Origin of the sequence: Halobacillus sp. Marseille-P3879 (assembly GCF_900240285.1) — a bacterium.
Lineage (GTDB): Bacteria > Bacillota > Bacilli > Bacillales > Halobacillaceae > Halobacillus_A.
On sequence record NZ_OESS01000002.1, the window covers coordinates 157,435 to 180,870 of the forward strand.

The following is a 23,436-nucleotide window of genomic DNA, read 5'->3' on the forward strand; positions in this document are numbered from 1 at the left end:
AAAGTGAAATCTTTGCTTGCATATGATTATTGCAACTTCATATTGGGAAACGATAATGAAAGACTTGATTTTAATTTTTAACGGTGATAAAAAAAGTATAGCGTCTTTTTAGTCAGATAGGAGGTCGACATGTTTTCATTTGAAATTAAACGTATTTTAATTGTTTTTCTAGGGGCCGTGTTTAATGCATTATCATTGAATTTATTTCTAATAGAGGCCAATGTATATGCCAGTGGATTTACCGGGGTCGCCCAGTTGATGACAAGTATACTTCAAGATTTCTTGAATATTCCAGGAGTAAGTACAGGTCTTATCCTATTCATACTTAATATTCCAGTTGCGATCCTGGGCTGGTTTAAAGTAGGTAAAGGGTTTACGGTTTACAGTGCAATTTCTGTAGCTTTTACGACTTTTTTCTTAGAAGTAATTCCGATTCAGCAGCTCTCAGAAGATATCATTCTTAACGCCGTATTTGGCGGAGTGCTCGGCGGTTTTGGTGTCGGTATCACGTTAAAATGGGGTGCATCTACAGGCGGTCTGGACATCGTAGCTATGATCTTATCCCGCATGAAAGATCGTCCTATTGGCATTTATTTTTTAATTATTAATAGTGCTATCATAGCAATAGCAGGTTTCTTATACGAGCCGGAAAACGCATTATACACTTTGTTAACTTTATATGTAACGACACGTGTAATTGACGCCATTCATACTCGTCATGAGAAGCTTACAGCGATGATCATTACGACAAAAGCAGCTGATCTGGAGAAAGCCATTCATGCTAAAATGGTAAGAGGCATTACGACACTTCCTGCAAAAGGTGCTTTTACGCAGCAGGACAAAAACATGTTAGTTATGGTTATAACGCGATATGAGCTTTATGACCTGCAAGGCATTATTTCTGAAGTGGATCCCCAGGCTTTCACAAATATTGTCCAAACCACAGGCATATTTGGGTTTTTCCGAAAAGATGATAAATGAGTTCACGGTGAAAAGGATGTGTTGAAACTGAAAAAGTGGGTACCTGTTGTAGCAGGATTTCTAGCTGTATTTTTAGTAGGTTGTACAAGTGACAATTCGAATGAAGAGGATCAAAGCGAGGAAAAGAATTCTTCAGAGGAGTCGAATGAAGAGCCTGATCCAGAAAACATCGTATCTCTTATTGAGCAGTTGAGCTTTGATGCAGAGGTGGATTCAACAGATGAAGGAGTTAATTTTAATTTCTTTATCTCAAATGAAGCCGAGGAGCCGATTATTCTTGGCTTTAATTCCAGCCAGAAGTATGAAATTGTGCTGGAAAACGAGGAGGGAGAGGAAGTATATAAATACTCGAATGAACAAGCTTTCTCTCAGCAGCTGACTACAGAAGAGCTTGAACCCGGTGATCAACTCGAAGCTAATGAAACGTTAGAAGAAGATCTTCCTCCTGGTGAATATGACGCGAAGATGTCATTTTTAGTTACTTCTATTAATGATCAGCCCCTCGAGACAAAACCGTTTGAAATTACGGAGTCCGTAACAGTAGGCGGCGGGGAATCTGAACAGGAAGCCGAAGCGGCAGAACAGTTTGAAGCCAGCAGTAATGAGGAAGTGACTGAAGAAGTTGAGGCCAGCTCAAATGGAGAAGAAATTTTTAGAGAAATGACCTTAACAGGCGAAAATGGAGAATATACAGTATCCGGGGAAGCTAAAGTATCGGGTGGCGAGTTTTTCTACAATGTTGAGGATGGGCACAATGTCTTAATTGAAGAGGAAACAGCTCAAGTCGAGGATGTGAATGCAGAGTGGTCCGCCTTTGAAATTAATGTTTCTCTCAGTGAAGACGACCTACCTGAAAGCGGGTCTCTTATTATGACGATGTTTGAACGGGATGGAGACAATCAGCCCATTAATATGAACTTTGTACCACTTGATAATTTTGATGAATAACAATAAAGCTGAGACAAAAAACGAACAATAAAAATTAAACGCAGATATCATGAGCTAAGTCAGGATGCTTAAGGTTCCTGTGGCCCTGCGCGAGCTTAAGATTTTACAGGAAAGCGTTCTTTGCTTTTTCGAGAAAATTGAGGCTAACCGTGAGAAAGCGGTGTATTTTAACGGAGCGATGGTCAAAATCTATTCTCGGCACAAAAATAATCCGAACTGATTTTAACAAAATCATTCGGATTATTTTTAGCTTTATTCAGTTTTGTCCCAAACTCCCGCTTGTGGGGAAAACTCCACAAGTATTTGTTATACTTCGCTGACGAAGCAATAGAAGACAAACCCCAGCCAGACTTAGTAGCCGAATTCTGTCAAAATGCCTTCTACTTTGGGTGTAAGTACTTCCCAATCTGTATCCGGGAGACGATTTACCGTGATGAAATTCTGAAAGCCAAATACATTATCGACACCGTCAAGCTCCATTAATTGGTTCATAATGTCATATTCACTCTTTTGTCCAGGCATAACAGATACACTTCCATCTCCTTGAAATATAAGCGAGTCTGTCGTAAATTTACGTGCATTTGGATTCGGTGTTTCTTCTACTGTGATTGCCATATTCATTCCTCCTAACATCCTTGTACTCATTTATTTTAGCAGAAAAAAAATAAACTCTAAACTCAGAGCCTAAATGTTTCAATATCTTCGAAATAGTATGGTACAATGTGAACACTTTCAGGGAGGTATGAGATGGAAGCGAGATTAATAGATGTACTGCAGCCAATTAAGGAAAATGACTACACGATTCCCGAAGGTCAGAATTTGTCAGAACTGACTACGATTATGCTCCAGCGGATAGGAGCTCTTGACCCGGTATTAAGGGATGATTTGATTCATCAGATTTTTAAAAATTTTATAGAGCGGGATTATTACAACCATGATCAGCTCAAGAACATCCTTCGATCCATTCTGAATAAAAATTATCTTTTTTATAGAATAAAGATGTCTGCTAGAGAAGAGAATGCTGTATTTAAGAGAAGCTTTTCTGTACTGCTGATTCCACCGATTATGAAGAAGCACCAGCAGACTGGATTGTTAAGCGAGGCAGAAGTCCATCGTGTATGGGATAACCTGAAACGCTACATGGAGCAGGAGAAGGATCACCGTGGATATATTAAAGGTAAAGGATGGGCACACTCCATGGCTCATGCAGCTGATGCAATAGACAGCGTCGCCGCTTGTGACGAGATTACCCGTCAAGAAGTTATCGATATGCTGCCTGTGATCCGCCGTCAATTTCTCATTGATCAACCTTACTTATTTGATGAAGAAGAACGAATGGTTACAGCTGTAATAACGATGTTTCAGAAGATTGAAGATCATGAGAGAGTGGAGTGGTTAAGGACCTTATTATATGAAAGAAAGAGCTGGGATGACCCTTCAGAAGAAATTATAATTAATAACAGTAAGCATTTTCTCCGCGCGCTATATTTTAGAAACTTAGATTACCCTTGTGATACAGGCCATCTTCGTGAAGTTTTAGAAGAAATATTACGGGAACTTAGAAAGCAAGAAGCATACTAACGAGAGCGGAGGTATGTGCTGTGTTCGTTAAGTGGGGCATCTATATAGGTACCACATCCGGATTAGCTTTAGGTATTTACATGTGGTTTGCCGAGCTCATCACTGGAAAGAGAGTCTACACGCTATTAATGAATGTGGACTTCATTCCCTTCCTTGGGGAGGTGAACTGGCCTGTATTTGTCGAGTGGCTGTTTCATCTTGTGGTATCGTGGGCAGCTGGTATTTTATTTTGTTATCTTTTTATGAAAAAAATAAAAATCACTATGATGCGCCAGTGGATTGCCGCTTTTGTTTTATCAGGAGCGGCAGCGTTATCATATTTCCCGTTAACCGTTCTGGCTATGAAACAAACTCCATCTTTAACAGATGGAGAAGCAATCGCTTTATGGGCAGTCGGGCATATGATCTATGCGATCGTTTTAAAATCATCCTATTATAGAACATAATATAAACAGCCGGCTCCCGGCTGTTTTTTCTCAATCTAAAACACCGCATTTCATTTCGGATAAGGGCTGTGAATGTTATTGGGCCGGCCAAAAATTGGAGCATGAGCGCTTTAAGTAAAAGCAGACAGGCCTGAAAGATATAAAAGAGACCAGACTCATGTAGAGTCTGGTCATAAAGGTTATCGCATGTTATTCTGCTGCTGTCCGTTGTGTTCAGCTTCAAGCTTTTGTTCTAGCTGCTGTAGCTCTTGCTTCTCTTCTTGAGAGCACTGGCTATATGCAGATTGAATAGCTTGTTTTGCAGCTTGCATTTCTTCTGGACTAGCATGATCGCCGCCTCTTTGACGTCCCTGTGTCATACGGCTTACAGCATTACGTGCGTTTTCAAATAGGGAATTGGCCATTTTAAAACCCTCCTACTGTGTGCTGGTCTGCTTCCATTTCCTTGCGCTTTGCATCGGAAAGGCGTTTCGGTTCCATTTGACGTTCATCAAATGGACGTACTTCAGTCCAACGTTTGTCTTCTTTGTTTTGCTTATCCATGACATTCGCCTCCTGTCACAAAAAAAGCCTGAACGCTTTTGTGCGTCCAAGCTTAGTATGACCAGACCCTATATAGTTACTCAAGGAAAAATCTAACTCTACATCGCTTTACGATTTAATTTTAAATAATCAGTAAGAAATTCTCCAATTCCATTTCGTTCATTTGTATCGACTACAAAATTTGCCATGTTTTTCAGTTCTTCAATGGCGTTTCCCATGGCTACTCCTACTCCGGCATAGTCAATCATTTCAAAATCATTATCTTCATCACCAAATGCGATAATGCGATCCTTTGGAATGTGATAATAATGGGCAATCTTCTTCAGTCCAACAGCTTTATTCATTCCAGCACGAACAATTTCAATTACGTGCCATGGCGCCCCCCATTTTCGGTGTTCAATTAACTCCGCATGAACATCCAGTTCTTCCCTCAGAATTTTAATTTTTTCTTCTTCGGGGTGGATAAGCAGAGAAGTTGGATCTTCCTGCAAGTTATTCTGCAAGCTTCCGACGTTAACAGGATTATCATCATTCGTATGGAAAATTTCCATTATCTCAGAATCATATTGATCGAGGTAAACCGAATCTTTTACTTCAGCTAATATATTTTTCACTCCGAGCTCATGACAAGTATGGATAATCTTATGAGCGGTTCTTATCGAAAGTGGTGAATGAAGCGCATCCCAGTTTTTGTTTTTTGGATGATGAATAAGCGCTCCGTTAAAGTTGACCATTGGAGTTTCTAATCCTAATTGGTTGTAGAAATCAATACTTGCTCTGTGTGGACGCCCTGTAGCGATGCATACGACATGACCATTGTTGATTGCGTTAAGGACCACCTGTTTTGTTTCAGGGTTAATTTGTTTATCATCTGTTAATAGTGTGCCATCCAGATCCAATGCAATTAAATGTTGATTCTTCATTGTTTTCACCTCATTCATAGTAACAGTTTAGCGATAACAGGATGCAAATGCAATCTTCAGTACCTAATCCTTTCCAATAGGTTCTTCTGGTGTTACGATATTAATTATACAAAAGAACATGTAAATTTCGACAAAGTACATGTAAAGATTGTAAGAAAGGAACACAAACTCATGATAGGCATTTATCGGGAAACCATAAAAAACATCCCCGTGTTAGTAATTGTAGACGCAGAAAAATATGACCAGCCGCTTCCTGTTTTTACATACTTTCATGGGTTTACTTCAGCAAAAGAGCACAACCTGCCACAAGCATTTTTACTTGCTCAAAAAGGGTATCGTATCGTTCTGCCGGATAGCTTATATCATGGGGAGCGTACAGATGATTTATCTAAGGAAGAACTCAGTTTTAAGTTTTGGGATATCGTCTACCAAAACTTAAAGGACCTTCAGGATTTAAAGGACGGTCTTGATCAACGCGAGCTTATTTTAAATCGACGTTTTGGTGTCGGCGGAACATCGATGGGGGGAGTAACAACCAGCGCTGCACTTACGATGTATCCGTGGATCCAGGCATCTGCAGTTATGATGGGATCCCCTAAACCAGTCGACTTCGCAAAAAAACTGATTAAGGATGTAGAATTGACCGGGATTCAACTGCCGATTAGCGAAACAGAGCTTAATGTATTATATAGTTCCCTGCACAGTATTGATTTATCAGCGAACAAAAATAAATTAAATGAAAGACCGATCTTTTTCTGGCATGGAGATGCTGATCCAGTTGTACCTTTTGAACACTCTTATGATTTTTATAACGAAATTGTAGAAGAATATAAAAACCCTGAGAATATCAGGTTTCTCCGTGAAGTAGGAGTCGATCATAAAGTCAGCCGCTTCGCTGTATTAGAAATGGTTAACTGGCTTGAAATTGTTTTGTAAGTGTTAGTGTTTTAATCTACTCGAAATTTTGTTTATAATAGAACATGAATTAACGAGAAGGGGGTACTTTTATGGATGCAGCACTTGAAGAAAATGTTATGGGCGCCCTTGAAAATGTTATTGACCCTGAACTTGGTATTGATATCGTCAATTTAGGTCTCGTATACGGAGCTGATATGGATGAAAATGGCAATACTACAGTAACAATGACATTGACGGCTATGGGTTGTCCTTTAGCAGGTCACATCGAGCAGGATGTAAAACGCGTTCTTGCTGATCTTCCCGAGGTAAATGAAGTGACCGTAAATATCGTATGGAATCCACCTTGGACGAAAGACCGCATGAGCCGATATGCAAAAATTGCCCTTGGAATTCCAGATTGATGAACGTGACCCCTCCTTATTTGGCAGGGGTTTTTGTTTTATAGGAGGGAGGGGTGAAGTGCATTGGCACCACGGATTTTTCAGGTTGTCGGCTATAAAAACAGTGGAAAAACGACGCTATTAAAGAAGCTTGTTCAATATTCAAGTAGTATACTGGAAGAACGAGTGATTTATCTTAAACATCATGGACATATCGAACCTCTCTCGCAGAAAGCTAATGATGCAGATAGTGTTAAGCTGTATCAAAACGGTGCCTTTGCAGCGTGTGTTACTGGGGCTTCTCAGACCCAAATGCATTTAAATATAGAGCTTTCACTGTCTCAGTTAATTGATTGGCATTTATTTTTAGAGCCTGATCTTATTTTAATTGAAGGTTTTAAGACGGAAAAATACCCTAAAGCTGTAATTTTAAAGGACGAAGCTGATCTAAATCTGCTCAACCTGTCTAATATCAAACTTATATTTGTGTGGGATGCTAATATACCATTAGAAACGGAGTTACCTGTTTATCATATAAAGTCATGGCAGAACTCGATAGGAGATATTTACAGCTGTATAAAAGGGGGGAAGGAAGTATGAGCAGACATTTCTATATTACAGAAAATCACATCTCAATAGAGAAAACAGTCGAGCTAGTCTCACGGCCTGAAGCAGGGGCAATAAACACGTTCATCGGAACAGTCCGCGAACTGACCAATGGAAAGCGTACTCTTTATCTTGAATATCAAGCGTATAAATCAATGGCTGAATCTAAACTGGCGCAAATTGGTGAAGAGATTTCTGTCCGCTGGCCTGAAGCAAGAACAGCGATTGTGCATAGAGTAGGGCGTTTGGAAATTGAAGACATCGCCGTTGTAATTGCAGTCTCAACACCTCACCGGGCTGACTCTTACGAAGCGAGTCGTTATGCCATTGAAAGAATTAAGGAAATCGTTCCAATTTGGAAAAAAGAGCACTGGGAAGATGGGGAGGAGTGGATAGGCAATCAGCAAGAAACGAAAGCTTACAGCACAGGAGAACCAGAAAAGGAGGACTTATCATAAATAAAATACTATTTTTTGCCGGATTGCAGGAAAAAGTCGGACGTGAGGCTGTAGAGGCTGATTTATCAGGTAAAACAGTGGTGGAAGTAAAGAATTGGGTGGAACAAAAGTATCAATTGAGCAAAGTGCATGATGCGATGTGTGCGGTTAACGAAGAATTCGCACCCGATACAATTATTATCCAAGAAAATGATACAGTTGCGCTTATCCCGCCTGTAAGCGGAGGTTAAAAAAGTTAGGTCAAATCTGGATAAAGCATAAAATAATCCGAACGATTGTGTTGAAATCAGTTCGGATTATTTTTGTGCCGGGAAAGATTTTGACCATCGCTCCGTCAAAATACTCCGTTTTATTGCGGTCACGGCGTCAGCTTCCTAAGAAAAACAAAGAGCGTTTTCCTGCGGGATTTTTGGCTCGCGCTGTTCCCACAGGTATTAAGCATTTTGACTACGCTCAGTAATCTGCGTTTATAGTATTCAATTTTTTTGCTGTCATTGCTGGATTTATGCTTTAGCCTTTTTTGATAAACGTCCTTAGATGTATTTATAAGAAGTACCAGACAAGACTACCTACGATAAAGCAGTAAATAGCAAAGTATTTCAAATTGCCTTCTGCCATAATGTTCATGAACCACTTCAATGAAAAATAAGATGCCACAATGGAGGCGAGAAAGGCCACTAAATAACTTGGCCATAAGGTGGCTAAATCATCTTCAAGAAGGTCGCCCACTGATAGGAGCATGGTACCTGCGCTGACAGGAATAAATAATAGAAAAGAGAAACGAAGCGCCGTTTCCTGTTTAGTACCAAGCAGCATGGCCGCAACAATGGTTGCCCCAGAACGGCTGATCCCCGGCACTAATGCAACAGCCTGTGCAAAACCAATAATTAAAGCATCCTTCCAGGTCAGCATACCATCACCTTTTCTTCCGCGGAGGTTCCGGATGGACCAAAGAGCGATTCCAGTAATAATAAGAGTAATCCCTACTACATAGGTTTGCCCTTTAAGCCCGTCAAACGAATCCTTGAACAATATACCGATAACCCCCGCCGGAAGCGTGGCAATAATTAAGTAAATAATAAACTCAAAGTCATCTTTTTGCCGAGTATCCTTCGTAATCAGGTAACCGATACTATTCCTAAATAGTCGTACAATATCATTACGGTAAATGATTAATACGGCAATCAATGACCCGAAATTTACCATGACTTCAAATTCTAAACCTTCAATCCTCAAGTTCATTAGATCCTGTAAAATAACTAAATGCCCACTTGATGAAATCGGAATTGGTTCAGTAAAACCTTGAAAAATCCCTAAAAATAAGTATTTTATGATCATCCATATTTGTTCCATATAGACTTGTCCTCCTTGATTAAACTAACGAAATAAAACCATTCGAATTTATTTTCCATTATATGTACGAAACGCTTATAATTTTTATTACAAAAGAGCAATGAAAACGCATTAAACCCAATAAAAAAACGCTGCTAAAAGGTAGCAACGTTTTTAAAAGGGATCAGGCTTCTTCTTTAATAACACCTTCGCCTAGTACGATTGCGGCAAGACTGAATAAAATTGTCATAATAATCACCTGGGAGAACGCAAACTCTGTCCCGGCCATATTACTGACAACATATGCCATCATAAAACTTAATAGAAACGCCCATAAAACGGTCCAAATCATTCGCATACCTACTCACCTCGTTTACACATTCTTCGTTCATTTTACCAGAACCCTTCTAAAAAATAAATATGGAATCGCTTTAAGCCGCATGAATTCATGCGTGTCCGAATATTATTTATATAGTAGTAAATAGAGAGGGGGCTTCTGTTTGGTTGTTGTAGTATTTAATTGTTTTCATTGGATGGGCTATCACTGTACAAGGCAGCTCCTCTATAATGGCCATGAAGTAGTGGGCGTGGACGAAATCGATACTCCTTTAAAAGAAAAGTTGTACATGTATGTGGGTAGGAATAGTCATTTTCAACATTTTAATACGATAGAAGAGCGTGATAATCACAGTCATCATTCAAAGAATGAGCCCTGGATTAAGATATCACAAAGAGAAATTATTATTAGCACAAATGGAAATAGTGACGTGGCACTGCCGGTTCCTCCATTATTTGGAGAATGGATGAAAATGGAGAGTCAAGATATAGAAACAATAGATGATTTGAAACTATGGATATTAGCACAGAGAGCTAAATATGTAGGCGACTTTTTTGAAGTTGTAATTGATCATCTTGAAAAGGGAGAGGTCTCTTCGTTGCTGGAAATAAACTTTTCCAACACAGCGAGGGCTACTCAGCCTCAGGAAATATTGGAAAGGGTTTGGGAGGTCACTCGGCATAAGGAATTAAATTATAAAGAGATAGACAATTAAAACACTGGAGATTAACTTCCCGTATGACAAAAGAGAAAGTGGAATGCAGATTCGCAAAATATTATGCACTGACTACCAAAGGGCCCCACTCCTGGCTGAATAAATGATTGCGGAAAACCAGGGGCTCTCCAGGCTGACACGGGTGATCCCGTGTTTTTCTTATGGTGAAGCACTTGCCTAACGGGGAATTATAAATTAAAATTAGTACCAAGTCATAATAATTAGTATAAATAATAAGGGTGATTTACATTGAGGCAGGAATCCGCTATGATATTCGTGGATAAACCTGCTCGTTCATGTGGGATAAAAAATTACCTTTAAGGGGATGAATATATGAACGCTGGAATCATCGGAGTTGGTCATTACGCTCCCGAAAGAGTATTGACAAACAAAGATATGGAAAAAATCGTAGATACAAGCGATGAATGGATTCGCACAAGAACAGGAATTGAAGAGCGGCGTATCGCTGACGATGATATGGATACATCAGATATGGCTTTACGTGCAGCACAAAATGCATTGGATGATGCTGAGCTGTCTGCTGAACAAATTGATTTAATCCTTGTGGCAACTGTTACTCCTGATCATCCATTTCCTTCAGTAGCCACAATGCTGCAGGATAAATTAGGTGCAAGAAAAGTAGCGGCTATGGACATTAGTGCTGCTTGTGCAGGCTTCATGTATGGAGTAATTACCGCAAAGCAGTATATTGATACAGGTGCATATGAAAATATTCTTGTGGTTGGTGTTGAAAAGCTTTCTAAGATCACAAATTGGGAAGATCGCAATACGTGTGTATTATTCGGGGACGCTGCTGGTGCAGCTGTTATTGGCCCTGTAAGCGACGATAAAGGGATCTTATCCTTTGAGCTTGGGGCAGATGGAAGCGGAGGACCTCACTTGTACCAGGATGATTATTTATTTATGAACGGGCGGGAAGTTTTTAAATTTGCCGTACGTCAGATGCCTGAATCCTCCGTAAATGTTGTAAAGAAAATTGGTCTAAAAGAGGAAGATGTTGATTACCTTGTACCGCACCAGGCGAACATCCGGATTATGGAAGCGGCGAGAGAGCGGTTAGGGATACCAGTAGAGAAAATGTCCGTGAAAGTTAATAAATATGGAAATACCTCGTCAGCATCGATTCCACTTGCTTTGTCAGAAGACGTGAAAGCAGGTAAAATCAAAGATAACGATCTTGTTGTACTCGTCGGATTCGGCGGCGGTCTCACCTGGGGAGCCGTTGCACTAAGATGGGGTAAGTAATCAAGGAGGAATAGTGTAATGGAAAAACGACGTGTCGTAATTACCGGTGTAGGGGCTGTTACTCCTGTCGGTAATTCTGTAGAGGAAATGTGGAACAGTATAAAAGAAGGAAAATCTGGCGTAGGAGAAATTACAAAAGTAAACAAGGAAGATTATCCTGTGAAAGTAGCAGCTGAACTTAAAGACTTCGACCCATCCAATTATATTGACCGCAAAGAAGTTCGTCGGATGGATCCCTTTGTTCAATACGCTATGGTTGCTTCTCATATGGCGGTTGAAGATGCCGGCCTTGAGATTAACGAAGACAATGCTCACCGCACAGGTGTATGGATCGGCTCAGGAATAGGTGGAATGAACACGTATGAATCTCAGTTTGAGACATTTCAGAAAAAAGGATACCGTCGTGTCAGCCCATTTTTTATTCCAATGATGATCCCTGATATGGCCGCAGGACAAGTTTCTATCGCTTTAGGAGCGAAGGGAATCAATTCCTGTTCAGTAACAGCTTGTGCTTCAGGTGCGAATTCCATTGGAGATGCTTTTAAAGTAATTCAACGCGGAGATGCTGATGTTATGATTACAGGAGGAACAGAGGCTCCGATGAACAAAATGTCCTTTGCAGGATTTGCTTCAGCCCGCGCGCTTTCTTTAAATGAAGACCCGAAGACAGCCAGCCGCCCATTTGATAAGAACAGGGATGGTTTTGTGATGGGAGAAGGATCGGGTATTTTAGTAATTGAATCTCTTGAATCCGCACAAAAGCGCGGGGCAAAGATTTACGGTGAAATTACAGGCTACGGATCTACTGGAGATGCCTATCACATTACATCTCCTGCACCAGAAGGAGAAGGCGCCACGAGGGCAATGAACCATGCATTAGAAGATGCAGGAATTTCTGCTGAGTCCATTGACTATTTAAATGCTCATGGAACTTCCACAGATTTAAATGATAAATTTGAGACAACAGCAGCTAAATATGTCTTTAAAGAATACGCGAATAAGTTACCAATTTCCTCAACTAAATCCATGATGGGTCACTTACTTGGTGCTGCAGGTGCAGTTGAAGCAATCATATCCTTAAAAGCTATTAATGAAAGTATTCTGCCGCCAACTATAAACTATGAAACACCAGATCCGGAATGCGATTTAGATTATGTACCGAACGAAGCTAGAAATAAAGATCTTAACACCGTGATGAGTAACTCATTAGGCTTTGGCGGACATAACGTTTCGTTAATTTTTCAAAAATTTAACGGTTGAAGTATGGTAGATCAATGAGGTTGGGTCAAAACTGAATAAAGCATAAAATAATCCGAACGATTTTGTTGAAATCAGTTCGGATTATTTATTTGCCAAGAAAGGGTTTTGACCACCACTCCGTCAAAGCTCTTCGCTTTACCCTGGACACGGGCATCAACTTCCTCGAAAAAGCAAAGAGCGCTTTCCTATGGATCTTCGGCTCGAGCTGTTCCTACAGGACAGGAGTCTTATGCACGTTGATTACGTTCATGATCTGCGTTTATTTGATTCAATTTTTATGTTCGTTTTTTACTGTCACTGCTGAACTTCTACCTCACCCTTACTTTTTTAATAAAAAAGCACTCAAGGGTAATTTCCCTTGAGTGCTTATGTGTTTATTCCTTTAAAAATTCCTGTATGGCCTCAGCGCTTTGTTGTTCATCATGGGCTAACACCAAGCCAATCGGGTACTCTACCCGCTCGTTCCAAACATTATCATCTGTTGGTAAGCTGAAGGTTTCAATATCGTTGACAGGATTAAAGATCATATCTTTGCTTAAGCCAAGAACCTTGCCGCTTCCCACATTTGTATCAATATAAGGCTGAAGGGTTCCAAGTAAACGGGGAGCTTTCATGACTCCATTAATAGAGACAGCTTCTTCTTTTAAAAGCTTAATTACTTCCTGCTGGCGTTCAACGCGGGCAAAGTCACCTTTAGAATCACTCCGGTAACGGGCATAACCCAATAATTCTTCACCGTTTAAATCATGGGTGCCTTCTTTAAGATCAATATTTGTATCGGCCGCTTTGTACTGCATATCTTTTTCAATATCGACTTCCACTCCATCTGGGGCAAGTGTATCCACGATATGAGTAAACCCGTCAAAATCAATAATTGAGTAATATTCAACATCAATTCCGAAGTTCTCCTTGATGGTCTGACGCATCAATTCGGGTCCGCCTAAGGCGAAAGCTGCGTTTATTTTGTTATAGCCGTGGCCGGGGATATCTACATACATATCACGCATGATGGAGGCTACTTTAGCCTTATTTCCATCTTCATCATACTGAGCGACCATAATTGTATCCGATCTTGGTGTTTCATCATTCCGTTGATCCACGCCTAACAGCAGGACATTGGTTTTTCCATCGTTATTATCGACACCTTTAAACTCATCTTTATATTTGCTTGAGATCTCATCCAGCGTATAGTCGCTGCCATCGTCTCCTGAAACTCTCCCTTGTGATTCTTGTTTACCCATCATATATTCATACCCGGTATAGCTGAGTGTAGTTATTAACATAAGAAATATAATAGCAATAAAAAAACGTTTTTTACGCTTCCGCTTTCTGCGGGTACGCAAGGAGCGTCGTTCTGACATAACATCATTCCTTTCCATAAAAAAGCTCCTCCTTTAAATTTACCTGTAAATCACTAGTAAGTAAAGAGGAAGATGTAGGAACACGTCGTATATTGCGTGCATTTGTATCGTGTGTATTTCATAAAATAAATAAAGATTACAAAGGGGGACAGGCCATGTGGCAATGGGTTCTTATGCTTGTTGGTTTTGGTTTTTCAGTGGCAGGCGGAACAGTTACTATTACATACCTGAACCTCGTACCTGCCGGGCTTTCCTGGCTTGAGTTTCTTATACTTATTCAGTCAAGACCAGAGTGTTACTTATTCCCAATTGGACTAGCCATCAGCTTGCTTGCCCTTATATTTATGAAAGAATAATTTACTAAATGTTGGTTGAGAAGAATAAAAAAACCAACATTGGTCATAATGTAACCTAAAGAGTTCACGGCATGAAAGAGAGGTTGCGCTATGTTATATATGCATGATCTGTGGGTGAATTGGTTTGAAGGAGAAGAGAATGGGTATAACGTTTGTCACTTCCATGAGTGGCGCAAAGAAGATGGGATTGAGTTGGTCGATCAAATCCCGTTGCTGCTCATTGAAGAAGAGTTATTTGAATTCATTGAAAACGACTTGCAGGAACTTCCGAAGTCATTGCTGGATGATATTCATAAGCGAACTTATATGAAGAAAAACCAAGAACGAAAGACCATTGATTACGCAGCAGTTGTGACGGATGGTAAGAGTGTTTTAGTATTCGATACCCTCGGATATTCGCTTCCAGTTAAGAAAAGCAGGTTAATTCCTCGTCAGGAACGACTCGTATTTGACATGGTGGAAGGAAAACGGCCTTCTGGCTACGAGCTGGAACATCCGACACCTAAAGAATATCACATCTTATCATTATCACCAGAGAAAATGGCAGGTTTAACACGTAGAGAAAGACAATTAAAGCAGCTGTTAATGATGGCATTGGATCAGCTTAGACATACTGATTACCCTGAAGAAGTAGGCTATTGGCTGACAGAGTGGGACCCTTCACAATATGAACTTACAAAGGAGATTACCGCTGAAGCTGCCTGGCAGCGCCTATATTATGGAACAATTGAAGGCTGGAGTAACCAACATGAGGAACTGTGCGGAAAATTAATAAAGGGTCAGCCTTTCTTTGAAACCATGTGGCAGTCAGAACATCAGAAAACGAGTAAACATTTAAAAAGCCAGAATTGAGCGATTCTCTCAATTCTGGCTTTAGTTTATTTCTTTTTCTTCACACGGCCAAGCCCCATGGCTTTTTTAGCTTTAGTGAGCATTTTATTAGCTGTAAAGGAGGCGTCTTCTGCCCCTTGATCTAATATAGTATCCAATTCATTTGATTCGATAAGCTCTGTGTATCGTTCCTGAATAGGCTGAAGGACGTTAACAACGGATTCAGCAACCCCTGCTTTGAAAAACCCGTAACCTTGACCTTCATATTTTTTCTCCAGGTCTGCAATGGAATGTCCTGAGCAGACAGACTCAATCGTAAGCAGGTTGGAGACACCAGGTTTGTTCTCTTTATCGTATTTAACTATTCCCTCGGAGTCAGTTACTGCACTTTTGATTTTCTTCGTAATCTGCTTCTCGTCGTCTAACATGGAAATAAATGCTTTTTGGTTCGCATCGGACTTGCTCATTTTTTTAGTCGGTTCTTGAAGGGACATAATCCGAGCCCCTTCTTTAGGAATTTTTACTTCTGGAACTGTGAAGATATCGTTGAATTTATTATTAAAACGTTGTGCTAAGTTCCTCGTTAACTCTAAATGCTGTTTCTGATCCTCTCCTACAGGTACAATATCTGTCTGATAAAGAAGAATATCAGAAGCCATTAAAGGAGGGTAAGTAAGCAGCCCTGAACTGACTGCTTCTTTACCACCTGCAGATTTATCTTTAAATTGAGTCATACGCTCAAGTTCGCCTATATAACTGACGCATTGAAGCATCCACCCAAGCTGGGTGTGTGCCGGAACTTCTGATTGAATAAACAAAGTGGAACGATTTGAGTCTATTCCAGATGCTAAATACAATGCGGCCAGTGATTTAATGTTTTCTCTAAGTTTTAACCTGTCCTGCGGAACAGTAATAGCATGTTCATCGACAATACAGAAGTAACATTTATACTCTTCTTGTAAATCGACAAAATGTTTCATAGCTCCTAAATAGTTGCCAAGCGTCAATGTGCCGCTCGGCTGTATACCGGAAAAAATAGTTTTCATAGGTCTTCACTCCTCTAAAATTGTATACAAAAAAACCAACCATCCTTCCAAGACGGAAGGGACGATTGGTTCGCGGTGCCACCCTAATTACTTTTTAAAAAAGTCAGCTCATATTCGTTAACGCCGAATCCACGTATCTGCTTCAAAGTCCCAATTCGCTTTACTGATCTCAGCTGTTTGCACCAACCACAGCCTCTCTGTGAAAGTAGTCAGCAGAGCTACTAATAACTTCTTCACGGCAGATTGCCTATTCATTCTGAACAAATTATAGATCATCCGTGACGGCATTGCAAGTTTAATTATCCCTGATAGTAAACTACCAGCAACACGATTAGCGCGGCAAGTAATATCGCACCCTGGAATAGAAAGAAATAAGCAAACTTCTTTTTGAACATTTGAGAAGGGAGAGGTTTATCTTCAAAGTCATCAAGGTAATCTTTATTCTTCGCTACCCGGTTGGTTACTTTTCGGAAACTGTAGGTAATAGCATCAAAAAAACCACCTTTAATAATCCATAACAAAAGCCCGACAAATAAATAAAAGAAACTCAAATAAAAAAGTAAGTCAATAAAGGTAATTAAATTATAGGCCGGGGCGAACAAGATGAACAATAACCCTATCAGGAGCAGGTTAATACCAAATAAACCCCATTTATTTCGTACGATCACCACCGCTTGGACACATCCTTTATATTCGAAAACTGAATTTATTATATCACTTCAATAAAGAATAAATCACCTTTATTTCGTAAGTAAATAACAGAAAATTCGTCATAAAATGAATATTGCATGCCTTATTCACCTTTTCTATAAAAGATATCGTATACGTTAAAAGTTTCAAAAAAACGGTACATTATTAAACATAATAACGAATAAATAACAAAATATTATTTTAAAAAATGTAAAACAAACTAGGTAATTAGACCTGTTTTATGTCATTCAAACGTAATAATAAAAGGCTTTCAGCAAATAAATTGAAAAAAATGAATGCAAAATAGTTAGAAAACTTGTATAATTCGATATGTGGACAACGTTCCACGTCAAAATTTTTATTTTTTTAGGGGAGGTCATTTTCTACATGAAAAAGGCAAATTGGTTTTTGCTGGTGCTATTGCTAGCGCTCAGCATGTTCCTCGCAGCATGTTCCGGCGGCGACGAATCTGGCGGAGAGACTGAGGGAGACGCTGAAGGCGGCGATGGAGAAGAAACAGAAGAATCATCCGGCATGGATAGTGAGCAAGTACTTAACTTATACGAACCATCCGAGATTCCGACTATGGATGCATCTATGGCAACTGATGCCGTGGCATTCCAATGGTTAGGTTCTACAATGGACGGGCTGTACCGTGTAGGTGAAGATGGTGAAACAGAAGAAGGTATTGCTATTGATCACGAAATAAGCGATGACAGTCTTACTTGGACTTTCAATTTACGTGACGATGCTACCTGGTCAAATGGTGCCCCGGTGACAGCTCACGACTTTGTTTATGCGTGGCAGCGTGCTGTAAACCCGGATACAGGATCTGAATACGGTCCTTACATGATGGGTGGCGTAATTGAAAATGCCCAGGCAATCGCTGATGGAGACGCCCCAGTAGAAGAATTGGGTGTTGAGGCTGCTGACGACTATACATTAGAAGTAACACTTGAAAAACCGACTCCATATTTTGAGTCTTTAACGACTTTCGGTACTTTCTTACCGTTAAATGAAGAATTTGTTGAGGAGCAAGGAGAAGATTATGCTCTTGAGGCTGAAAGTTTAATAGCGAACGGCCCATTTGTAATTACTGAGTGGGATGCCAGCGGCTGGACGCTTGAAAAGAATGAAGACTACTGGGATGCAGACCAAGTTAACCTTGAACAGATTAACGTTGATGTAGTTAAAGAAACCTCATCTGCAGTTAACTTATATCAAACTGGCGAGGTTGACCGAGTAGCCCTTGATGCTGAATTTGTAGATGAATATCGTAGTGCTGAAGATTTTACAACGATTGAAGAGCCTACCTTATTCTACTTGAAGATGAATCAGGAAAATGAAATCCTTTCAAACGAAAATGCTCGTAAAGCAATCCAAAGAGTAATCGACCGTGATTCATTGGTTAACACTTTGCTTAATAACGGTTCTCTTGCTTCTGCGGGTAACATGCCGCAAAACTTTGTTTTCCATCCGGAAACAGAAGAAGATTTCCGTGAAGTTAATGGAGATCTATTTGAAACAAACGTAGAAGAAGCTCAAGAACTTTGGGCAACTGCCAAAGAAGAATTAGATATTGAAGAAGCAGAGATTGGATACCTGGGCGGAGATACTGAGTTATCCAAGAATATGGATGCTTACATCAAAGACCAGCTTGAACAACTTGAAGGTCTAACTGTTAATGTACAGGCAGTACCTTTCCAAGAGCGCTTAGATCGTGACACAGAAATGGATTACGACCTTCAAAACGCTGGCTGGGGTCCTGACTATGTCGATCCAAACACCTTCTTAAATTTATGGGTGACGGACGGCGGCAACAATAAGACAGGTTATTCTAGTGAAGAATATGATTCTATGATTGAAGAGGCTAACAATGAGCTTGCTCAAGAGCCGGTTGAACGTTTCGAAACGTTACTAGAAGCTGAAAAACTTCTTATTGAAGAAGATGCGGTTCTAGCACCACTTTACCAGCGTTCACGTGCTTATCTATGGCAGCCATACCTTAAAGATGTAACATTTAATCAGGCAGGCCCTGATTTCACTTACAAATATGCGTACATTGAAGGTAAGGAATAATACAAGCCCGACCACAGGCTAACTTATAGGGAAGAGAGTATATGTCCATATGTTGGCGTATACTCTCTTTTTCCCTGTTAAGCGAATTTTCGGATAATAGACAAATTTCAGTTAATTTATAGGGGTTTCGACAAAGGTTAATCTTAATAGGAGGTGTTGGCATGGGACGTTATATTACACAGCGTTTAGTATATATGGTTATTACAATGTTTTTGATTGCTACGTTTACGTTCTTCTTAATGAAGTTTCTACCGGGAACACCGCTAAGTTCGGCCGATAGGTTATCAGAGGAACAACAGGCCATTGTATTAGCTAAATACGGCTTGGACGAACCCATTCCTGTTCAATATTTCAACTACATGGTCAATTTGCTGCAAGGAGATATGGGGGTTTCTTTTCAATTTGATAATCGGGAAGTGACTACGATTATATTAGATCGAATAGGTCCTTCATTGCAGTTAGGCTTTCAAGCAATGGTGATCGGTACAATTTTAGGCATGTTGCTAGGTTTAGTTTCAGCCATTTATCATAATGGAGTGCTCGACTACGGATCTACTTTCACTGCGGTAATAGGGCAGTCTATTCCATCCTTTGTATTTGCAGGGATTCTTCAGTATTTCGTTGGCGTAAAGCTAGGATGGTTTCCGGTGGCTCTATGGGGAACATGGCAGCACACAGTATTGCCGACGATTGCCTTAGCAATATTTCCGCTGGCCATAGCAGCCCGTTTTATGCGAACAGAGATGCTCGAAGTGATGGGATCGGATTATATTACAACTGCTCGTGCTAAAGGGGTAAACAAATTTGGTGTTGTATTTAAGCATGGAGTTCGGAACGCATTAATTCCTTTAATCACAGTTCTCGGGCCACTTGCCATTGGTTTAATGACAGGTACTCTCGTAATTGAAAACATTTTTGCTGTACCAGGGATTGGCGAACAATTCGTTAAATCAATCAATACGAACGACTACCCAATTATCATGGGCACAACTTTGTTTTTCGCAATATTTTTCATCCTTATCGTTCTGATTATTGACTTGCTTTATGGAGTCATCGATCCGAGAATTCGACTTGCAGAAGGAGAGTAGTACCTATTATGGAAAATCATAAACCTAATAAGGATTTATTCGTACCCGTAGATACGAGAGATGATGACAGCGAAAAAATAAGCCGGCCCAGCTTATCTTTCTGGAAGGATTCATTTATCCGTCTTCGTAAAAACACTGGGGCAATGATCGGTTTAGTTGTCTTGATCGTTTTAATTGCAATGGCTGCGTTCGGTCCTTCAATGAATGAATACGACCAGTTTGAACAGGATCTTTCAAGAGCTAAGATGCCACCTAAAGTGGAAGGGCTTGGCTGGTTAGGAATGGACGGTACATTAAGCACGGTTCAAAGTCATGCTTCGCTTGACCAGGCTGAAACGAATGCGATGATGCGCTTTAACAACGATGAAGACTATATTGAAACGACCGTATTAAACGATGGTTCCAATGGTGAGCCAGCCGAAGTAGAAGCTGTGTATGATGTATATGCGGCTAAGGATATGGAAGACCAAAACTTCTGGTTTGGAACAGACGGTCTGGGACGAGACTTATGGACAAGAGCATGGGAAGGTACACGTATCTCGTTATATATTGCCTTCTTAGCTGCGGCTATTGACATGATTATCGGGGTCGCTTACGGCGGGATTTCAGCTTATTATGGTGGTCGTGTCGATAACTATATGCAGCGTTTTATTGAAATACTCGTTGGTGTACCAAACCTCGTTATTGTAATTTTGATGATTTTGATACTCGATCCTGGGATTCTCTCCATCACGATCGCTTTGACGATAACCGGGTGGATATCAATGGCCCGTATAGTCAGGGGGCAGATTCTTAAGTTAAAAAATCAGGAATTTGTCCTGGCTTCAAGAACATTGGGAGCACCTGACGGAAGAATCTTAAGGAAGCATTTAATCCCTAACGTTTTAGGATTAATTATTATAAACACGATGTTTACGATACCGTCAGCCATTTTCTTCGAAGCATTTCTGAGCTTTATAGGTCTGGGGCTGCCTACACCATTAGCTTCACTAGGTACGTTGGTGGAAGATGGATTCCAGTCTCTGCAGATCTATCCACATATTTTGTTATTCCCGGCTGTAATTATTTCCTTAATTATGATCGCGTTTAACATGCTTGCTGATGGTTTACGAGATGCTTTTGATCCTAAGATGCGCGAATAGGAGGCAGGTGGACAATATGGAAAAATTATTAGACGTTAAAAACATGCACGTATCTTTTGACACCTACGGCGGTGAAGTACAGGCTGTACGGGGCGTTAATTTTAGTTTAAATAAAGGCGAGACCCTTGCGATTGTAGGAGAGTCAGGTTCAGGGAAATCTGTTACGACCAAAGCGTTGATGAAGCTGATTCCTATGCCGCCTGGACGTATTAAAGAGGGAGAGATCCTCTTTGAAGGACGGGACCTTACAAAGTTAAGTGAAAAGGAAATGCAGAAAATCCGAGGAAAAGATATATCAATGATTTTCCAGGATCCAATGACATCTCTTAACCCGACGATGAAAGTCGGAAACCAAATTGCAGAAGGATTAATCAAACACCAAAAAATGAGTAAGTCTCAAGCAAAAGCCCGCGTTATTGAGCTTTTAGAATTAGTAGGAATTCCAGATGCCGAGAATCGAATGAAGCAATACCCACACCAGTTTTCCGGCGGGATGCGGCAGCGTGTTGTTGTTGCGATTGCTCTTGCTTGTAATCCTAAACTGCTCATTGCGGACGAGCCGACAACTGCGCTAGATGTAACGATCCAGGCTCAAATACTTGAATTAATGAAAGATATCCAGAAAAAGACTGAATCAGGAATTATCTTTATTACTCACGATCTCGGAGTCGTTGCGAATGTGGCCGACCGTGTAGCCGTTATGTATGCAGGCAGAATTGTTGAGATAGGGACAGTGGATGATATTTTCTACAACCCTAAACATCCATATACCTGGGGACTCTTAGGGTCTATGCCGTCGTTGGATGCTGAGGTATCAGAATTATATGCAATTCCAGGCTCGCCGCCAGATTTGCTGAACCCTCCTAAAGGAGATGCTTTTGCTCCACGCAATCAGTATGCGATGCAGATTGACAGGGAGCAGGAACCGCCAATGTTTAAAGTATCCGACTCTCATTATGCAGCTACCTGGCTGTTGCATGAGCACGCACCGGACATTGATCCCCCGGAGGCTATTAAGAAGCGGATGACTGCAATGACTTCTGCGGTAAACGGGAAAGGTGAGCGTGTATGAGCGAAGAAAAATTATTAGAAATAAAAAATTTAAAACAGCATTTCAAAACCGGCCGTCATAGTGTTGTTAAGGCTGTTGACGGTATCAGCTTTGATATTCATAAAGGAGAGACTTTTGGACTGGTTGGTGAATCAGGATGTGGAAAGTCGACTACAGGAAGAAGTATCATACGTTTATATGACGCCACAGAGGGTGAAGTCAATTTTAAGGGGGAAAACGTTCACGGGAAAAAGACGCGTGATCAGTTGAAGAAATTCAATAGAGAAATGCAGATGATCTTTCAGGACCCATATGCATCGCTAAACCCTCGTATGAAAGTCGCTGATATCATTGCTGAAGGTATGGATATTCACGGTCTTGAAACTAATGAAAAAGCAAGGAAAGCTAAAGTTGAAGAACTACTGGAAACAGTAGGACTTAATAAAGAGCATGCAAACCGCTATCCTCATGAATTTAGTGGTGGACAGCGTCAGCGTATTGGAATTGCCAGAGCTCTGGCGGTTGACCCATCCTTTATTATTGCCGATGAACCAATTTCAGCCCTTGATGTATCTATTCAGGCTCAAGTCGTAAACCTTTTAAAGCAGCTTCAAAAAGATAAAGGTTTAACTTATCTATTCATCGCCCATGATTTATCAATGGTTAAATATATCAGTGATCGCATCGGGGTTATGTATTTTGGGAAAATGGTAGAACTTGCGGATGCAGATGAATTATACCGTAATCCAATTCATCCGTATACACAATCTCTGCTTTCAGCTATTCCTTTACCTGACCCTGTTTACGAACGATCCCGCGAACGTTTTACGTACGATCCAAATGATCATGATACAAGTGAAGAACCTGAGTTCAGGGAGGTTAGTCCAGATCATTGGGTGCTTTGTACAACGAAAGAATTTGAACACTATCGAAGAGAATATAACACGGTAAAATAAGATCCAGTGGGACCTTACTTAGGTAAGGTCCTTTTATTTATAAATACTCAGACTGTCGGAATGGGCATTTGGTAACATTATGAAAAAATTGACTAAAAAATGAACTTATAGTCTATTCATGGAAGTTATCTCTCTATATAAT

At 40.4% G+C, this 23,436-nt stretch carries 28 protein-coding genes and 1 other annotated feature; of the genes, 19 read left to right on the forward strand and 9 right to left on the reverse strand.

Annotated features, from left to right (window positions below; all coding sequences use genetic code 11):
- The first annotated feature begins 129 nt into the window (after window positions 1-129).
- Together C1A12_RS08530 and C1A12_RS08535 are read left to right on the forward strand one after the other, a co-directional pair.
- Window positions 130-981 carry a YitT family protein gene (locus tag C1A12_RS08530; protein ID WP_101843458.1) on the forward strand — a complete coding sequence of 284 codons (852 nt, stop codon included), beginning with the start codon at window positions 130-132 and terminating at the stop codon, window positions 979-981.
- A gap of 18 nt (window positions 982-999) precedes the next feature.
- Complete coding sequence (locus C1A12_RS08535) at window positions 1,000-1,929, forward strand: BsuPI-related putative proteinase inhibitor (protein ID WP_101843459.1); 930 nt, start codon at window positions 1,000-1,002, stop codon at window positions 1,927-1,929.
- 351 nt (window positions 1,930-2,280) lie between these two features.
- Here the strand turns inward: C1A12_RS08535 and C1A12_RS08540 are convergent, their stop codons facing one another.
- Window positions 2,281-2,544 carry a NifU N-terminal domain-containing protein gene (locus tag C1A12_RS08540; RefSeq protein WP_101843460.1) on the reverse strand — a complete coding sequence of 88 codons (264 nt, stop codon included), beginning with the start codon at window positions 2,542-2,544 and terminating at the stop codon, window positions 2,281-2,283.
- A 132-nt stretch (window positions 2,545-2,676) separates the two neighbouring features.
- Between C1A12_RS08540 and C1A12_RS08545 the strand changes: the two genes are divergently transcribed.
- Together C1A12_RS08545 and C1A12_RS08550 are read left to right on the forward strand one after the other, a co-directional pair.
- Complete coding sequence (locus C1A12_RS08545; protein WP_101843461.1) at window positions 2,677-3,510, forward strand: DUF2785 domain-containing protein; 834 nt, start codon at window positions 2,677-2,679, stop codon at window positions 3,508-3,510.
- A gap of 20 nt (window positions 3,511-3,530) precedes the next feature.
- Window positions 3,531-3,956 (forward strand): hypothetical protein, encoded by a 426-nt coding sequence (locus tag C1A12_RS08550; protein WP_101843462.1) that lies wholly within the window; start codon window positions 3,531-3,533, stop codon window positions 3,954-3,956.
- Window positions 3,957-4,135: 179 nt separating this feature from the next.
- Here the strand turns inward: C1A12_RS08550 and C1A12_RS08555 are convergent, their stop codons facing one another.
- From C1A12_RS08555 to C1A12_RS08560, 3 genes are all read right to left on the reverse strand, one after another.
- Window positions 4,136-4,360 (reverse strand): DUF3813 domain-containing protein, encoded by a 225-nt coding sequence (locus tag C1A12_RS08555; protein ID WP_101843463.1) that lies wholly within the window; start codon window positions 4,358-4,360, stop codon window positions 4,136-4,138.
- 1 nt (window position 4,361) lies between these two features.
- On the reverse strand, window positions 4,362-4,499 hold the full coding sequence (locus C1A12_RS21235; protein WP_200816575.1) for a hypothetical protein: 138 nt from the start codon (window positions 4,497-4,499) through the stop codon (window positions 4,362-4,364).
- A 98-nt stretch (window positions 4,500-4,597) separates the two neighbouring features.
- The gene (locus C1A12_RS08560; RefSeq protein WP_101843464.1) at window positions 4,598-5,422 is read right to left on the reverse strand and encodes a Cof-type HAD-IIB family hydrolase; all 825 of its coding nucleotides are present in this window, start codon (window positions 5,420-5,422) and stop codon (window positions 4,598-4,600) included.
- A 171-nt stretch (window positions 5,423-5,593) separates the two neighbouring features.
- Between C1A12_RS08560 and C1A12_RS08565 the strand changes: the two genes are divergently transcribed.
- The 5 genes from C1A12_RS08565 to moaD all read left to right on the forward strand — a co-directional run bounded on the left by C1A12_RS08565 (window position 5,594) and on the right by moaD (window position 8,014).
- The gene (locus tag C1A12_RS08565) at window positions 5,594-6,358 is read left to right on the forward strand and encodes a prolyl oligopeptidase family serine peptidase (protein ID WP_101843465.1); all 765 of its coding nucleotides are present in this window, start codon (window positions 5,594-5,596) and stop codon (window positions 6,356-6,358) included.
- 71 nt (window positions 6,359-6,429) lie between these two features.
- The gene (locus tag C1A12_RS08570) at window positions 6,430-6,741 is read left to right on the forward strand and encodes a metal-sulfur cluster assembly factor (RefSeq protein WP_101843466.1); all 312 of its coding nucleotides are present in this window, start codon (window positions 6,430-6,432) and stop codon (window positions 6,739-6,741) included.
- A gap of 63 nt (window positions 6,742-6,804) precedes the next feature.
- A complete protein-coding gene (gene mobB / locus C1A12_RS08575) occupies window positions 6,805-7,320 on the forward strand; it encodes a molybdopterin-guanine dinucleotide biosynthesis protein B (protein ID WP_101843467.1) in 516 nt (171 codons plus the stop codon).
- Window positions 7,317-7,784, forward strand: coding sequence for a molybdenum cofactor biosynthesis protein MoaE (locus C1A12_RS08580; RefSeq protein WP_101843468.1), 468 nt, complete (start codon window positions 7,317-7,319; stop codon window positions 7,782-7,784). The genes mobB and C1A12_RS08580 overlap by 4 nt, the downstream gene beginning before the upstream one ends.
- A gap of 5 nt (window positions 7,785-7,789) precedes the next feature.
- Window positions 7,790-8,014, forward strand: coding sequence for a molybdopterin converting factor subunit 1 (gene moaD, locus C1A12_RS08585; protein ID WP_306417010.1), 225 nt, complete (start codon window positions 7,790-7,792; stop codon window positions 8,012-8,014).
- Between the two features lie 313 nt (window positions 8,015-8,327).
- On the opposite strand, the gene C1A12_RS08590 is transcribed toward moaD, so the two are convergent.
- Together C1A12_RS08590 and C1A12_RS08595 are read right to left on the reverse strand one after the other, a co-directional pair.
- Window positions 8,328-9,137 (reverse strand): undecaprenyl-diphosphate phosphatase, encoded by an 810-nt coding sequence (locus C1A12_RS08590; protein WP_101843469.1) that lies wholly within the window; start codon window positions 9,135-9,137, stop codon window positions 8,328-8,330.
- Between the two features lie 163 nt (window positions 9,138-9,300).
- On the reverse strand, window positions 9,301-9,474 hold the full coding sequence (locus C1A12_RS08595) for a DUF2929 family protein (protein WP_101843470.1): 174 nt from the start codon (window positions 9,472-9,474) through the stop codon (window positions 9,301-9,303).
- A 142-nt stretch (window positions 9,475-9,616) separates the two neighbouring features.
- Here C1A12_RS08595 and C1A12_RS08600 point away from each other — a divergent pair, with 142 nt between their 5' ends.
- From C1A12_RS08600 to fabF, 3 genes are all read left to right on the forward strand, one after another.
- Complete coding sequence (locus tag C1A12_RS08600) at window positions 9,617-10,168, forward strand: hypothetical protein (protein ID WP_101843471.1); 552 nt, start codon at window positions 9,617-9,619, stop codon at window positions 10,166-10,168.
- A gap of 333 nt (window positions 10,169-10,501) precedes the next feature.
- Complete coding sequence (locus tag C1A12_RS08605; protein WP_101843472.1) at window positions 10,502-11,434, forward strand: beta-ketoacyl-ACP synthase III; 933 nt, start codon at window positions 10,502-10,504, stop codon at window positions 11,432-11,434.
- 18 nt (window positions 11,435-11,452) lie between these two features.
- On the forward strand, window positions 11,453-12,694 hold the full coding sequence (fabF, locus tag C1A12_RS08610) for a beta-ketoacyl-ACP synthase II (protein ID WP_101843473.1): 1,242 nt from the start codon (window positions 11,453-11,455) through the stop codon (window positions 12,692-12,694).
- A gap of 374 nt (window positions 12,695-13,068) precedes the next feature.
- On the opposite strand, the gene C1A12_RS08615 is transcribed toward fabF, so the two are convergent.
- Window positions 13,069-14,073, reverse strand: a complete 1,005-nt coding sequence (locus C1A12_RS08615; protein WP_235001573.1) for an LCP family protein — start codon at window positions 14,071-14,073, stop codon at window positions 13,069-13,071.
- Window positions 14,074-14,210: 137 nt separating this feature from the next.
- Between C1A12_RS08615 and C1A12_RS08620 the strand changes: the two genes are divergently transcribed.
- Both C1A12_RS08620 and C1A12_RS08625 read left to right on the forward strand, forming a co-directional pair.
- Window positions 14,211-14,411: a hypothetical protein gene (locus tag C1A12_RS08620; RefSeq protein WP_101843474.1), complete on the forward strand. Its 201-nt coding sequence runs from the start codon at window positions 14,211-14,213 to the stop codon at window positions 14,409-14,411.
- Window positions 14,412-14,501: 90 nt separating this feature from the next.
- A complete protein-coding gene (locus C1A12_RS08625) occupies window positions 14,502-15,263 on the forward strand; it encodes a DUF3603 family protein (RefSeq protein ID WP_101843475.1) in 762 nt (253 codons plus the stop codon).
- 26 nt (window positions 15,264-15,289) lie between these two features.
- On the opposite strand, the gene trpS is transcribed toward C1A12_RS08625, so the two are convergent.
- Both trpS and C1A12_RS08635 read right to left on the reverse strand, forming a co-directional pair.
- A complete protein-coding gene (trpS, locus tag C1A12_RS08630; protein ID WP_101843476.1) occupies window positions 15,290-16,288 on the reverse strand; it encodes a tryptophan--tRNA ligase in 999 nt (332 codons plus the stop codon).
- 54 nt (window positions 16,289-16,342) lie between these two features.
- Window positions 16,343-16,534, reverse strand: a binding site (T-box leader).
- A gap of 53 nt (window positions 16,535-16,587) precedes the next feature.
- On the reverse strand, window positions 16,588-16,959 hold the full coding sequence (locus C1A12_RS08635) for a DUF3899 domain-containing protein (RefSeq protein ID WP_101843477.1): 372 nt from the start codon (window positions 16,957-16,959) through the stop codon (window positions 16,588-16,590).
- A gap of 406 nt (window positions 16,960-17,365) precedes the next feature.
- Between C1A12_RS08635 and C1A12_RS08640 the strand changes: the two genes are divergently transcribed.
- From C1A12_RS08640 to C1A12_RS08660, 5 genes are all read left to right on the forward strand, one after another.
- Window positions 17,366-19,057: a peptide ABC transporter substrate-binding protein gene (locus C1A12_RS08640; RefSeq protein WP_101843478.1), complete on the forward strand. Its 1,692-nt coding sequence runs from the start codon at window positions 17,366-17,368 to the stop codon at window positions 19,055-19,057.
- Between the two features lie 161 nt (window positions 19,058-19,218).
- Window positions 19,219-20,145, forward strand: coding sequence for an oligopeptide ABC transporter permease (opp3b, locus tag C1A12_RS08645; RefSeq protein ID WP_101843479.1), 927 nt, complete (start codon window positions 19,219-19,221; stop codon window positions 20,143-20,145).
- 8 nt (window positions 20,146-20,153) lie between these two features.
- Window positions 20,154-21,287 (forward strand): oligopeptide ABC transporter permease, encoded by a 1,134-nt coding sequence (opp3C, locus tag C1A12_RS08650; RefSeq protein ID WP_101843480.1) that lies wholly within the window; start codon window positions 20,154-20,156, stop codon window positions 21,285-21,287.
- A 16-nt stretch (window positions 21,288-21,303) separates the two neighbouring features.
- Complete coding sequence (locus C1A12_RS08655; protein ID WP_101843481.1) at window positions 21,304-22,359, forward strand: ABC transporter ATP-binding protein; 1,056 nt, start codon at window positions 21,304-21,306, stop codon at window positions 22,357-22,359.
- On the forward strand, window positions 22,356-23,294 hold the full coding sequence (locus C1A12_RS08660; protein WP_101843482.1) for an ABC transporter ATP-binding protein: 939 nt from the start codon (window positions 22,356-22,358) through the stop codon (window positions 23,292-23,294). Before C1A12_RS08655 ends, C1A12_RS08660 begins: the two co-directional genes overlap by 4 nt.
- Window positions 23,295-23,436: the final 142 nt, after the last annotated feature.

Excerpts from the sequence above, each read along its gene's own strand:
- C1A12_RS08530 (WP_101843458.1), top strand. The coding sequence starts at position 130 with ATGTTTTCATTTGAAATTAAACGTATTTTAATTGTTTTTCTAGGGGCC.
- C1A12_RS08540 (WP_101843460.1), bottom strand. The coding sequence starts at position 2,544 with ATGGCAATCACAGTAGAAGAAACACCGAATCCAAATGCACGTAAATTT.
- C1A12_RS08545 (WP_101843461.1), top strand. The coding sequence starts at position 2,677 with ATGGAAGCGAGATTAATAGATGTACTGCAGCCAATTAAGGAAAATGAC.
- C1A12_RS08555 (WP_101843463.1), bottom strand. The coding sequence starts at position 4,360 with ATGGCCAATTCCCTATTTGAAAACGCACGTAATGCTGTAAGCCGTATG.
- C1A12_RS21235 (WP_200816575.1), bottom strand. The coding sequence starts at position 4,499 with ATGGATAAGCAAAACAAAGAAGACAAACGTTGGACTGAAGTACGTCCA.
- C1A12_RS08560 (WP_101843464.1), bottom strand. The coding sequence starts at position 5,422 with ATGAAGAATCAACATTTAATTGCATTGGATCTGGATGGCACACTATTA.
- C1A12_RS08565 (WP_101843465.1), top strand. The coding sequence starts at position 5,594 with ATGATAGGCATTTATCGGGAAACCATAAAAAACATCCCCGTGTTAGTA.
- C1A12_RS08570 (WP_101843466.1), top strand. The coding sequence starts at position 6,430 with ATGGATGCAGCACTTGAAGAAAATGTTATGGGCGCCCTTGAAAATGTT.
- C1A12_RS08580 (WP_101843468.1), top strand. The coding sequence starts at position 7,317 with ATGAGCAGACATTTCTATATTACAGAAAATCACATCTCAATAGAGAAA.
- C1A12_RS08590 (WP_101843469.1), bottom strand. The coding sequence starts at position 9,137 with ATGGAACAAATATGGATGATCATAAAATACTTATTTTTAGGGATTTTT.
- C1A12_RS08595 (WP_101843470.1), bottom strand. The coding sequence starts at position 9,474 with ATGCGAATGATTTGGACCGTTTTATGGGCGTTTCTATTAAGTTTTATG.
- C1A12_RS08605 (WP_101843472.1), top strand. The coding sequence starts at position 10,502 with ATGAACGCTGGAATCATCGGAGTTGGTCATTACGCTCCCGAAAGAGTA.
- fabF (WP_101843473.1), top strand. The coding sequence starts at position 11,453 with ATGGAAAAACGACGTGTCGTAATTACCGGTGTAGGGGCTGTTACTCCT.
- C1A12_RS08615 (WP_235001573.1), bottom strand. The coding sequence starts at position 14,073 with ATGGAAAGGAATGATGTTATGTCAGAACGACGCTCCTTGCGTACCCGC.
- C1A12_RS08620 (WP_101843474.1), top strand. The coding sequence starts at position 14,211 with ATGTGGCAATGGGTTCTTATGCTTGTTGGTTTTGGTTTTTCAGTGGCA.
- C1A12_RS08625 (WP_101843475.1), top strand. The coding sequence starts at position 14,502 with ATGTTATATATGCATGATCTGTGGGTGAATTGGTTTGAAGGAGAAGAG.
- trpS (WP_101843476.1), bottom strand. The coding sequence starts at position 16,288 with ATGAAAACTATTTTTTCCGGTATACAGCCGAGCGGCACATTGACGCTT.
- C1A12_RS08640 (WP_101843478.1), top strand. The coding sequence starts at position 17,366 with ATGAAAAAGGCAAATTGGTTTTTGCTGGTGCTATTGCTAGCGCTCAGC.
- opp3b (WP_101843479.1), top strand. The coding sequence starts at position 19,219 with ATGGGACGTTATATTACACAGCGTTTAGTATATATGGTTATTACAATG.
- opp3C (WP_101843480.1), top strand. The coding sequence starts at position 20,154 with ATGGAAAATCATAAACCTAATAAGGATTTATTCGTACCCGTAGATACG.
- C1A12_RS08655 (WP_101843481.1), top strand. The coding sequence starts at position 21,304 with ATGGAAAAATTATTAGACGTTAAAAACATGCACGTATCTTTTGACACC.
- C1A12_RS08660 (WP_101843482.1), top strand. The coding sequence starts at position 22,356 with ATGAGCGAAGAAAAATTATTAGAAATAAAAAATTTAAAACAGCATTTC.